Source organism: Fictibacillus marinisediminis (assembly GCF_023149135.1).
In the GTDB taxonomy this organism is placed as follows: Bacteria; Bacillota; Bacilli; order Bacillales; family Fictibacillaceae; genus Fictibacillus_C; species Fictibacillus_C marinisediminis.
On sequence record NZ_JAIWJX010000002.1, the window covers coordinates 3,527,497 to 3,540,044 of the forward strand.

11 protein-coding genes are annotated in these 12,548 nt (G+C 44.7%); 2 read left to right on the forward strand and 9 right to left on the reverse strand.

All coding sequences use genetic code 11. The features are described from left to right. Positions 1-129: 129 nt before the first annotated feature. From LCY76_RS18840 to LCY76_RS18855, 4 genes are all read right to left on the reverse strand, one after another. Complete coding sequence (locus LCY76_RS18840; protein ID WP_248253890.1) at positions 130-1,335, reverse strand: murein hydrolase activator EnvC family protein; 1,206 nt, start codon at positions 1,333-1,335, stop codon at positions 130-132. Positions 1,336-1,590: 255 nt separating this feature from the next. Next, positions 1,591-2,484: a permease-like cell division protein FtsX gene (gene ftsX / locus LCY76_RS18845; protein WP_248253891.1), complete on the reverse strand. Its 894-nt coding sequence runs from the start codon at positions 2,482-2,484 to the stop codon at positions 1,591-1,593. Then, on the reverse strand, positions 2,474-3,160 hold the full coding sequence (ftsE, locus tag LCY76_RS18850) for a cell division ATP-binding protein FtsE (protein WP_248253892.1): 687 nt from the start codon (positions 3,158-3,160) through the stop codon (positions 2,474-2,476). Before ftsE ends, ftsX begins: the two co-directional genes overlap by 11 nt. Positions 3,161-3,620: 460 nt before the next feature. Next, entirely contained in the window at positions 3,621-4,493 is an 873-nt protein-coding gene (locus LCY76_RS18855) for a YitT family protein (RefSeq protein WP_248253893.1), read from the reverse strand. Positions 4,494-4,786: 293 nt separating this feature from the next. Between LCY76_RS18855 and LCY76_RS18860 the strand changes: the two genes are divergently transcribed. Continuing rightward, on the forward strand, positions 4,787-4,948 hold the full coding sequence (locus tag LCY76_RS18860; protein ID WP_248253894.1) for a hypothetical protein: 162 nt from the start codon (positions 4,787-4,789) through the stop codon (positions 4,946-4,948). 140 nt (positions 4,949-5,088) lie between these two features. Next, positions 5,089-5,343, forward strand: coding sequence for a hypothetical protein (locus LCY76_RS18865; protein WP_248253895.1), 255 nt, complete (start codon positions 5,089-5,091; stop codon positions 5,341-5,343). A 205-nt stretch (positions 5,344-5,548) separates the two neighbouring features. Here LCY76_RS18865 and prfB read toward each other — a convergent pair. From prfB to hpf, 5 genes are all read right to left on the reverse strand, one after another. After that, positions 5,549-6,647 (reverse strand): peptide chain release factor 2 gene (gene prfB, locus LCY76_RS18870; protein WP_248253896.1). Its coding sequence is split into 2 segments (ribosomal slippage): positions 5,549-6,583 and positions 6,585-6,647, totalling 1,098 coding nucleotides; the frame shifts between segments, so codons are not numbered across the junction. A gap of 133 nt (positions 6,648-6,780) precedes the next feature. Then, complete coding sequence (gene secA / locus LCY76_RS18875; RefSeq protein ID WP_248253897.1) at positions 6,781-9,297, reverse strand: preprotein translocase subunit SecA; 2,517 nt, start codon at positions 9,295-9,297, stop codon at positions 6,781-6,783. Between the two features lie 322 nt (positions 9,298-9,619). Next, positions 9,620-10,873 carry a dicarboxylate/amino acid:cation symporter gene (locus LCY76_RS18880; RefSeq protein ID WP_248253898.1) on the reverse strand — a complete coding sequence of 418 codons (1,254 nt, stop codon included), beginning with the start codon at positions 10,871-10,873 and terminating at the stop codon, positions 9,620-9,622. Positions 10,874-10,952: 79 nt separating this feature from the next. Continuing rightward, on the reverse strand, positions 10,953-11,777 hold the full coding sequence (locus tag LCY76_RS18885; RefSeq protein ID WP_248253899.1) for a GNAT family N-acetyltransferase: 825 nt from the start codon (positions 11,775-11,777) through the stop codon (positions 10,953-10,955). Between the two features lie 166 nt (positions 11,778-11,943). Further along, complete coding sequence (gene hpf / locus LCY76_RS18890) at positions 11,944-12,501, reverse strand: ribosome hibernation-promoting factor, HPF/YfiA family (protein WP_248253900.1); 558 nt, start codon at positions 12,499-12,501, stop codon at positions 11,944-11,946. Positions 12,502-12,548 lie beyond the last annotated feature (47 nt).

The window sequence follows — 12,548 nt, forward strand, 5'->3', positions numbered from 1 at the left end:
GAAAAAGGCACCACACCTTCCCGATGCGATGCCAATTTTCAAAGTAAGAGATGGACCTGATGTGTCCGCCCGAAACTCCTACTCTATATTATGAACAGCTTGTATTTTTATGTCCATATATTTCTCTGATTACATATACGGACGAGGGTCAACTGCATTGGATTTTGATGCGTTCCATGGCCCTTTGTGAAGTTCAAAGTGCAAGTGCTGGCCTGTTGAATGGCCGGTGTTCCCCATATATCCGATCAGCTGGCCGCGTTTTACAGAACCGCCCTGAACGACACGCTCTCTCATGTGCCCGTAAACCGTGGTCCACGTTTGTCCATTGATCGAGTGGGTAATGAAGATTACATTTCCATAGGATGAAGAGTAATCTGAACGGATGACAGTACCATCTGCCGCTGCGTAGATCGGAACTGTACCTGGCTTGGCAATATCAATACCCGCGTGGAACTTGTTCCAGCGAGAACCGATCCCGGAAGTAAAGATACCCGCTGCCGGCTTCATGATCATTCCTGATCCGGTATTCGCAGCATTTCCGCCTGCGCTTCCCTTCGTGCTGTTTTGCTCCTCAGCCTGTTTAGCTCGAGCTTGTTCTTCTTTAATGGCCTTCTCCTGGCTGCTTAGAAGCTCAGCTGAATGCTCATACTTTTCCACTTCGTCCTCAATTTCAGAATGCTTTTTCTTTAATGAAGACATCAAACGGGTTTTCTCTTCCATTTGTGCATCAAGCTGCTTCTTCAGATCCTGAAGCTCACGCATTTTGTCCTGGAGAGCAGAAAGCTGATCTTCAACCTTTTGTTTCTTCTGCTCTAAAAGGTCCTTATCTTTCTTTTGCTCTTCCAATAGCTGGCGGTCCTGATCCGCAATCAGGTTCAATGCGACAACCCGGTCAAGAAAGTCACCGAAGTTTTTTGATCCGAGAACCACATCAAGATACTGGACAGCTCCGCCGCTCTCGTACATGGAGCTGACGCGTTCCTTCAGCAGCTGGTCCCGCTTGTCAATCCGCTTTTGAACAAGATCAATCTCGTTCTTAAGCTGATCGATCTGATCCTGTGTTGATTGGATCTCGTTTTCTTTCTTTTTAATCTGGCTTTCTGTAGCCATCGTTGATTTATCGATGCGTTCAATTTCCTTTTTTGTAGCTGCCTGATTCTTTTCATTGAGCTTTAGCTTTGCGTTAGCGGCGCCTTGTTTCTTTTTATTCGCCTCTTTTTTCTCTTGTATGCTCTTTAGCGTTTCTGCGCTGGCTGTCGTGGATGATTGGTATGCTGTAATACCGCTAAGAGCGAGGCTTAATGAAAGTGTTAATCCTGCGATCTTTCTGTTCAAATCAAGTCCTCCCCTTTTCTACCCCAATTTTCATGTATATCTTTCGTAACCTTTGTGGCTCTTGGAAGCAGTTGATTTCCGTTCCAGGATGCTCGCTTTCCGCGGGGCGGGCGCTGAGCCTCACCGGCGCATGCGCCTGCGTGTCTCACCTATCCCGCGTGTCCCGCTGGAGTCTCGCACCTTGCACTCCATCAACTTGTCCATGAAGTCTCTTTGCAAAATTGTTTCCAAAGCACAATCTTGCTCAAAATGAATTTATACTTTTAAGAATTTACGTACGGATGTCATGCTTCCCCATACTCCAATCAATCCACCGATAACGGCCAGCAATGCTGAAAGCTGAAGTACCATCGGATAGACCGGCAGCAGTCTGACAAAGACGGTATCAAGCTGATTATTGACTGAGCCGTGCAGGAATTCGTATCCGAACACGATAACGAGGATCGGAACAATCGCTCCCATCACACCCAGTACAAACCCTTCAATGAAGAAAGGCCAGCGAATAAAGCCATTTGTTGCACCAACAAGTTTCATAATTTCAATTTCTTTACGCCGGGACACAATTGTAAGTTTAATCGTGTTTGAAATGAGGAACATTGCTGTAAAGATCAATCCAATGATCAATACAATCCCAACATTTCTGGCAGCGCCAGTCACTTTAAACAGCCGTTCTACGGTTCCCTGGCCGTAATCAACCTTCTTGATGTGGTCAAATTTCTCTATTTCAGAAGCTACAGATGCGGTATCCTGAGGCTTCTTCGTTTTAATGATGTACGCATCTGGCAATGGATTCTCTTTTTTCAGAGATGAGAAAGCTTTTCCTTCATCACCAAGGCTTTTGATCAATTCTTTCAATCCATCTTCTTTGGATTGGAACTTCACTTCATTGACATGCGGAACCTGTTCCATTTTTTGCTGCAGATCAGCATATTCCGTCTGTTTTGTCGTGCGGTCAATATACGCCCGAATCTCTACATCGCCTTCAATCTGGCTTGCAAGATGATTTAAGTTTAATAGGACCACTAGAAAAACGCCGACAAGCAATAAAGTAACCGTTACTGCACTAACGGAGGCAAATGACATCCAGCCATTTCTCCCAAGACTTTTAAATGCTTCTGTAAAGTGACGCTTTAGGGTTCTAGATTTCATAGCCGTATTCCCCCTTCTGCTCGTCACGCACGATTCGTCCGCCTTCAATGGCGATTACGCGCTTTTGAAAACTGTTAACAATATCTTTATTGTGAGTGGCCATGACAACTGTCGTACCACGTTCGTTGATTTCCTTGAAGATGTCCATGATCTCCCATGCCGTTTCAGGGTCAAGGTTTCCTGTCGGCTCATCCGCAATAATAACTGGAGGATGATTAACAATGGAACGGGCGATCGATACACGCTGCTGTTCTCCGCCTGATAGCTCATCCGGAAAAGAACGTGCTTTGTTTTTCAGCCGAACCAGATCGAGAACTTCCATGACGCGCTGGCGGATAACTTTTGGAGACTCTTCAATAACTTCAAGTGCAAAAGCAACATTTTCATATACAGTCAGCTTTGGCAAAAGTTTAAAGTCCTGAAAGACTACTCCAATCTTCCTGCGCATTTTAGGAATGTTTCTTTCCCTTAATTTTGCCAGATCTGTGCCCTGTATGAGGATTGAACCTTTTGTCGGCTTCTCTTCTCGGTACATGCACTTGATGAATGTAGATTTACCGGCTCCACTCGGCCCTACTACATAAACAAATTCACCTTTATCTATGTAGATATCTATCCCGTTTAAAGCCATCACACCATTGGGATATGTTTTCCATACATCTTTCATTTCTATCAAAATTCATCACTTCCTTATTTCAGAACTGCGTATTTCCCCATCCGCCTTTTAAATTCGACAATCTATAACATCCAATTTACTAAAATCAGTGTTTTTTCCCGTAATTCCTATTATAACATCGGAAACTGTAAAATTTATTACAGTTTCATTTCAAGTTACGACGTTATTTTCGAATAACAAGTGACTTTTTCACTATCTTTACAGCTTTTCGACAAATATATTACGACATTATTCGCATTTTTCTGCCAGCGGTTGGAGAATAACTGTTATTTACGATTTTACTCAAGCTGTAATGTTCCAAAAAATCACTGCTATTTGCTTAGCCGACAAACATACCCATTCGTATTTTTTTCTGTTATCATGTCGGTACATTTCATGAAATTGGACAAAATCCATGATTTCTCAGTCTTTTCATAAAAAAACCGGCGAGCAATTTGCTCACCGGTGTGTTTTTTATCGATTATGCACGCTTAAATCCTTCGCCCAGAACTTCATTGGCGTTCAACAGGATAATGAACGCAGCAGGATCTATACTTTTGACAAATTGCTTTAGTTTGGTCACCTCATATTGAGCGACTACACACATGAGCATCGGACGCTCATCCTGTGTATATCCACCGAACGCATTGATCTTTGTTACACCTCTGTAGATCTCGGTTAGAATCCCTTGGCGCATTTCTTCCTCCTGATCCGAGATGATCAGCGCCACTTTAGATACACCAAGCCCCATTTGCACAACGTCAATGGTTTTTGCCGTCAGGAACATGGCGATCAAAGCGTAAAGAGCTTTTTCAAGACCGAAAACAAGAGCGGATGTACAAACTATCGTTCCATCAATAAACAGAATGCATGTCCCGAGGGAGATTCCGGCATATTTGTGAAGGATCTGCGCCAGCAAGTCAACACCGCCTGTTGATGCTTTTCCTCGGAATACGATGCCCAATCCGGCTCCAACACCCAATCCTCCGAATAACGCACCAAGCAGCGGATCGTTCGTAGCTGGTCCCCAACCGCTGAATACTAAAACGAAGAGGGGTAAAACAACAGTGCCGACGAGTGTTTTAGCGCCAAACTGCCTTCCGAGAAAAATTATACCGGCAAAAAATAGCGGAATGTTAAGTGCCCATTGGACAATCGACGGATCCCAGCCTACCACCCATTTTAAGATGGTACTGATCCCGCTCACTCCGCCGGAAGCAATCTTGTTCGGCAGCAAAAACACAGAAAAGGCAAGCGCTACAAAGGCCGAACCGATCACCACAAATATATATTCCAAAGCGAGCTCTGCCTTTGGCGGCAAAACCCCATTACGTCTTCGCAAAGCTGTCATCATTGCTACATTACCCTACTTTCTAAACCACCTAAGTTCGTAAAATGGTAAAACCCGAATCATTATATCACTACTAGTCTGCCCTGTGAACGCGATCCCGATGACGCGGTAAAGGAATAAAATTGAATTTTCGATTATATTTTTAACTGTTAGATAAAGGAGGGAACAAAAGAGGTAAGCCTCGGTATCGATTCCGTCCATCAAACCGGCAAGGTGTTAGAGCAAATTCTTGAATCCAACCATACCTCTCACGAAGATATTCAGAATGGCGCCCCTACGCTTCAGCCGTCAGTGAGATGACCTCCATCTCGAAAAAAGCCGCTCAAGCCAACAGCTCCATACAAGAAGCTTCTAAAGAGCAGCTTGAGACTGTTCAGCACGTATTGGAAATCTCACAATCGTTAACTGACCTGACTGAAGATCTCAACCATCTTTTATCCGCAAAAGATAATGAATAATCCATCATCCCGCCACGTCCGGTCTGCTTCCGGGAACCTGGCGGGCTTTCTTTTGTCGAACGGTTTTTTACAAATTCAGACAGCTTTCCGTTAAACTAGTAACAACATATTGAGGGACTGGAAAGGGGATAAAAATAGAGATGGATGAAAAAAAGCTGTATCTCCTCCTTTTGCAGCGTATGGAGGAAGCACTCGGCAGACTCGACCGTTATCAAGCTAAAATTGAAATCATTGAAGCCAATTTCAATAAGCTTGATCAAGGAATGGAAAACTACCATTCCGCCGTACTCCAGCGTTTTGAGCAGATGGAACACTATATATCCCACCTGGAGCATGAGATCGAAATACTTCAGCGCAATGTGCCCGGCGCTGATGAGGCCTTGCCTCTGCAATAATTACATACTCGTGCCGTTATTTGCGGTTCGACACGCTTTACTTGCAGTTCGGTTCGAGTTACTTGCGAAAATGCTATGTTTACTTGCGATTCGACATGACTTACTTGCGGTTCGACAAGGTTTACTTGCAAAACGCATCATTTTCATAAAAACAAATACAAAAAAAAGGCCGGCCCACCCAGGACCAGCCTTTTCCCTTATCCTATTAAATTTTAGAACGCAGATACGCGTCGATAAAGCTTTCGATGTCTCCGTCCATAACTGCTTGAACGTTCCCCATCTCCGTATTGGTACGGTGGTCTTTTACGAGGCTGTATGGATGGAAAACGTAGGAACGAATCTGGCTTCCCCACCCGATCTCTTTTTGTTCTCCGCGGATTTCAGCCAATTCTGCCTGCTGCTCTTCAATCTTCCGCTGAAGAAGTTTCGCTTTCAGCATTTTCATCGCACGGTCACGGTTCTTGATCTGTGAGCGCTCGGTTTGGCACGATACGACGGTGTTTGTAGGAATATGGGTAATCCGAACGGCGGAGTCCGTCGTGTTAACGTGCTGGCCGCCTGCTCCGCTGGCCCGGTACGTATCCACTTTTAAATCTTCGGTACGAACATCAATTTCAGAATCATCATTGATCTCTGGAACGACATCGCATGATACGAACGACGTATGCCGGCGTCCCGATGAGTCAAATGGAGAGATCCTGACCAAGCGGTGAACTCCTTTTTCCGCTTTTAAATAACCGTATGCGTTGTGGCCTTTAATGCCAAGCGTTACGCTTTTCACACCCGCTTCATCTCCAGGCAGGTAATCCAGCGTTTCTACCTTGAACCCTTTCCGTTCCGCGTAGCGTGTGTACATGCGGAGAAGCATGGAAGCCCAGTCCTGTGACTCGGTCCCCCCAGCCCCCGGGTGAAGTTCGAGTATCGCATTGTTGCTGTCGTATGGCTGGTTTAAAAGAAGAGAAAGCTCAAATGTATTTAAAGCATTGGACAGTTCTTTTAAATCGCGCTCAAGTTCCTTCTGCATGTCAGCATCGGGTTCTTCCTTCAGCATTTCATGTGCGACTTCAAGATCTTCGTAACGTCCGTTTAAATCTTCGAACTGGTTCACTTGCTCTTTCAGCCCGTTGGCTTCACTGATGACCGTTTGCGCAGCGTTCTGGTCATCCCAGAATGCCGGTGCGCTCATTTTTTCATCGAGCTCTGCTATCTTTGCCTTCTTGTTATCGAGGTCAAAGAGACCCCCTGAAGTCCGCTAATCGCTTAGCCATAATGTTCAGTTCCTGCTTAATCTCTACTAATTCCATTCTGCCACCTCGTGTTTTTGGTTATATCCCAATCGTGAGTATATGTTGTTTTGCTGTGTGAAAAAAACACAGCAAAGAGAGCCTTAAAACCCGACTCTCCTGCTTCTTCCTTTATTATATCACCTAGGCGGGATTAATTCTCCGCTGCACCGTGACATTGTTTATATTTTTTGCCGCTGCCGCATGGGCATAAGGCGTTTCGGCCGATATCCTGTTTCTTTTTAACTGGCTGTCGCTTGGTCTCCTGCTTATCGCTAGGAACAACCGCTTTGCCTTCAGCCACTTGCTCACGCTGCATGTTCTGCTCCACTTGAGCTTTCATGATGTACATTGCGACTTCTTCTTCAATCGCAGCAATCATGGCCTCGAACATCTCAAATCCTTCAAACTGATACTCGCGAAGTGGATCGTTTTGTCCGTATGCACGAAGGTGAATCCCTTGGCGAAGCTGTTCCATCTGGTCAATGTGATCCATCCATTTGGAGTCAACAGAACGCAGGATGACCGCTTTTTCAAACTCACGCATATGTTCTGGCTCGATCATCGATTCTTTCTCAGCAAACGCGTGGTGCGCTTTTTCTTCCAGAAGCTCGATGATTTCTTCCTGATCCAGTCCTTCAAGCTCTTTGACTGTCACGTCATCTTCATTTAGGAAAGTAGCGGCAGCGTAATTTACAATCTCAGCAAGATCCCATTCTTCCTGAACCGTTTCGTCAGCAGTATGTGCTTTAACGATACGGTCAATAACCGAATCCACCATTCTAAGAACGATGTTACCTAAATTTTCAGCATCAAGCACTTCCTGGCGCTGTTTGTAGATGATCTCACGCTGCTGGCGCATAACATCGTCATATTGAAGAAGCTGCTTACGAGCATCAAAGTTGGATCCTTCAACTCGTTTTTGCGCAGATTCAACCGCTTTTGTGACGAGCTTGCTTTCAATTGGCGTATCTTCATCCATGCCAAGACGTTCCATCATGTTCATCATGTTATCTGAACCGAATCGGCGCATCAGCTCATCTTCCATGGAGATGTAGAATTGCGAAGAGCCTGGATCTCCCTGACGTCCGGAACGTCCGCGGAGCTGGTTATCGATACGGCGTGATTCATGGCGTTCTGTACCTAAAATATGGAGGCCTCCAAGTTCACGGACACCTTCTCCAAGCTTGATATCCGTACCACGGCCCGCCATGTTTGTGGCGATGGTAACCATGCCGGCCTGGCCTGCATTTTCAATGATTTCTGCTTCACGCTCGTGGTTTTTCGCATTCAAAACATTATGCGGAATCCCTTTTTTGCGAAGCATTTGTGAAAGAAGCTCAGAGGTTTCAACCGCAACCGTACCGACGAGGATCGGCTGTCCGGTCACATGGCGTTCCTGAATTTCTTTAACGATGGCGCGGAATTTGCCTGCCATTGATTTATAAACAAAATCGGAGTTATCTTCACGAGCAATCGGACGGTTCGTCGGAATCGCGACAACTTCCATATTGTAAATGTTGCGGAATTCTTCTTCTTCCGTTTTTGCTGTACCCGTCATACCGGAAAGCTTATTGTACATACGGAAGTAGTTTTGGAAAGTAATCGTTGCAAGCGTCATGCTCTCGCGCTGAATTTCCAGACCTTCTTTTGCTTCAATCGCCTGGTGGAGACCTTCGCTGTAGCGGCGGCCTGCCATCAGCCGGCCGGTGAACGGGTCAACGATGACAACTTCGCCGTCCTGAACAACGTAATCCACATCAAGAATCATAATGATATTTGCTTTAAGCGCCTGGTTGATATGGTGGTTCAGGGTAACGTGGTTATAATCATACAAGTTATCAATATTAAAATATTTTTCTGCTTTTGTAATCCCATCTTCTGTGAGCTGAACGTTTTTCGTCTTCACATCAACGGTGTAATCTTCTTCTTTTTTCAGCGTGCGGACAAACATGTTGGCCATCATGTACATTTCCGTAGACTTTTGAGCTGAACCCGAAATGATCAGCGGTGTACGGGCTTCGTCAATAAGAATGGAGTCCACCTCATCGACGATGGCATAGTTCAACGGACGCTGAACCATTTGTTCTTTATAAACAACCATGTTGTCACGGAGATAATCAAAGCCATATTCGTTGTTTGTACCGTACGTGATGTCAGCTGCATACGCTTCCTGCTTTTCTTCTCTGGAGAGGTTGGAGATGTTCAGTCCAACCGAAAGACCAAGAAAATTATACAGAGGACTCATCAATTCGGAGTCACGGCGGGCAAGGTATTCATTGACTGTGACCACGTGAACGCCTTTGCCTTCAAGGGCATTCAAATAAACAGGCATCGTCGCAACGAGTGTTTTACCTTCACCGGTTTTCATTTCAGAAATGTTTCCTTCATGAAGTGCAGTCGCCCCCATGATTTGAACAGGATACGGACGCATTCCGAGTACACGTTCTGCCGCTTCTCTGACAACCGCAAACGCCTCAGGAAGAAGGGCATCCAGAGATTCCCCTTTGGCGATGCGCTCTCTGAATTCCTCCGTTTTTTGACGAAGTTCATCCTCGGAAAGACCTTTAAGAGCATCCCCCAGTCCATCTACCTGATCAGCGATCTTCTGGTATCTATTTAAATTTCGATCGTTCGTACTTGGAAAAATCTTTTTAAGCAATCCTATCATCTGCTAACGCTCCTCTGTTCAGGAAATAAGTGCTATTACTTATTCTATCAGTTTGTGAATTTTACGACAAGAAAGCTGAAATCTCTTCAACTGTCAATTCAATTTTTCGCACGTCCTTTCACAAACTCTCTGTTTCTCAGTATAAAGAAAAATGGATTGAATGGTGGAAATGTAAAAGAATTTACAAAAAGCCGTAACACAAGCTAACGCTAAATTGGCAAAGTCACTGTCCTTTCATCCTTAAGGATACACTCCCTGCTGTCCTTTTAAACGCATGATAACCTACAAAAAAGCACAGCCTCCATGGCTGTGCCCTGAGCTGTTACGCTCCTTTTTGTTCTCCAAGTTTCATGACGGTTTCTTTCATACTCTTTTTGCCTTCTACAAGTCGTGCTGTCAGCATGCTGGCCACATTATCTCCAGTTGCATTCAGCAGGGTAGCCGGCGGATCGATAATCGTACTGATCGCAGCGGCGATCGGCAAGGCTTCAACCGGGAACCCGAAGAGTGAAAGAATCAGCATTTCACCGATCATCCCGCCTTGCGGAATCGCACCCATGACCATTCCTACCAATAAAGAAACGACAAGAACAAGAAGGTACGTACCGATCCCAGAGAAATTATGTCCAAAGATCCCGAACAAGAAAGTGATCTTCAGGACACCGCCCATTACTGAGCCGTCTTTATGAAGTGTCGCTCCCAGTGGAATGGCCGTTTCACTGATATCGTGTGGCACACCCATCTTTTTGGAGGCCGCCAGGTTAACCGGAATAGAAGCGGCCGAGCTGCAAGTGGCAAGGGCCGTTAGCGATGGAGAAAGCATGTTTTTCCAGAAATGACGGACACCTTCTTTTCCACTGGCCATAAACGCATACAGCGAGAAAAATCCAAAGAAATAAATAATAGCAAGCGGGTAGTAATACAGAACCGCGCGGAAATAAGATCCAAGAAGCGTCGGTCCGAACTCTCCGATTAAGGCTGCAAAATAAGCACCAAGACCAATCGGCGCATAATACATGACGAGGCTGACCATCTTTAGCATCACTTCGCTTCCTGATTTCAGGAAGTTCGCGAATGGTTTTCCTTTTTCACCGATCATAGAAACGGCTACTCCCATCAACACAGAAAATAGGATGAGAGCGAGCATGTTATTACGTGAAAACAGCTCAGAGAAATCAGAAACGGTTAATGTTTGGACAATCTGGTCACCCAACGACACCTTGTCCGCAGCATCTTCAGGTTTTACAAGATCAATGTTAACTCCTTTAGATGGCGAGTAAAGCTTTACTCCTGCCATGGCTATCACGGAAGCAACGACTCCTGTAAAGAGGAAAACGACCATCATTGAGCCCATCACTTTTCCGAACCGCTTGACTCCTCCCATAGAGGCAATGGCTGATGAAATGGAAAAGAAAACGAGCGGTACGACGATCATAAACATCGCATTCAAAAATATATCACCAAACGGTTTTAATACGGCTGCATCCTTGCCTTCCGTAAAACCGATGAGGCTTCCGATGACGATCGACAGCAGAAGAATGAGCGGAAAACGGTAAGTCTTTAAAATACTCTTCATAGTTAATATCCCCTTTATCATGATCATGTAAATTATAGGCATTATTGCAGAAAAATACAATGAGTGTTCAACAGATCAATCAATTGGATAAACGATAATAATCCTGAGTGTAGTACGCTTTAAAACCGCAAGCTTCATAAAGCTTCAAGGCATGGTTATTTTTCGCTTCCACTTCCAGAAAGACCGAATTTCCCATCGCGTTCTGAGCTGCGATAATGGTCTTCAGTGTCTTTCGGCCGATCCCTTTTCCCTGTTCCGCGGGATTAACCGCAAAACCATAAATCCAAGCTTCGCCAGAATCAGCTGCCACTCGTACTTTTCCTGCCGCTTTTCCATCAGTCTCAATGATGTAGAATTGCTGTTTATCATCATTTTTTATTCGATGGTTGTAGTCTTTTGCCTTTTCATGGTTAAACCCAAAACAGTCAACATCAATCTGTACTTCAAACATCAGATCTTCTGGACGGGACGCCCTTAACGTGACCCCATCTTCAAGCTGAATCGGTCCCTGCTGCCATTTCATCTGATGTTCAGAAAACGCGAAACGGCACGGAACGGTTTTTAAATATTCTTTTGCTGTATTCGAATTGGCTGGTGCATTCAAAAGGATCTGTTCATAGCCCTGGTATTTAACAGCTTCCAGCGCTTCCTTGAACAAGGAAGTGAACAGCCCTTTTCGCCGATATTCCGGTGAGACCATCCCGCAGAGCTCTACTTTATTTCCAAAGCCGTAAATGCCAATAAAAGCAGTTAACTCACCTGCCTCATAATGAAAAAAATCCTCCTTTCTCTCATCAGTCCGCTGTTCAAGCATGTCCCAGTTCAGCTTTAATTGCAGCTTTTCATCTGATTCGCATTGCTGCTGAAGTTTTTTGATATCTGACAGCTGTTTTTCTGATAGCATGTGGATCCCCCAATTTATTTTCTTTCTTTCTCATTTCTTGCCGAGCAGCAAAAGTCCTCTAATGAAATCAGGAATAAGGAAAAGGCAGGCAAACTAAAAGCCGGCTCAAAGGGCACTGTATGTCCCTCGAGCCGGCTGATTTTTTTTTTTTAGTAAAAGTAAAAAGTTATTCTGGGCTGATCAAGCCATATCTTCCATCTCTGCGTTTGTACACCACGTTTGTAGTACCGGTTTCCGCATGATTATATACGAAAAAGTTGTGGCCCAGCAGATCCATCTGTAAGATGGCTTCTTCAGTATCCATCGGTTTTAAATCAAATCGTTTTTCACGGACGATTTCAAACTCGTCTTCCTCTTCGTCATCAATGACTAAAGTTGTTGTTGCATCTGCACTGTTGGCAATCATTTCATGAATGCCTCCGTTTTGTTTGGAACGGCGGTTCACCTTCGTTTTATGTTTACGAATCTGACGCTCTAGTTTTTCAATCACGAGGTCGATTGCAGCATACATATCCGTATGACTTTCCTCAGCACGGAGCAGCAACCCTGTCATAGGGATGGTCACCTCAACAGATTGGTCATTGTTATAGACCTTTAAGTTGACATGCGCGTCAGTGTTCGGAGTTTCGTTAAAATAGCGTTGAAGTTTAGCAACTTTCTTTTCCACATACTCCCTTAAAGCTGGAGTCACCTCAATGTTTTCTCCACGAATGTTATATTGCATATCTTAACTCCTCCTTCCGTGATGTATATATATTTCGATATACCCTT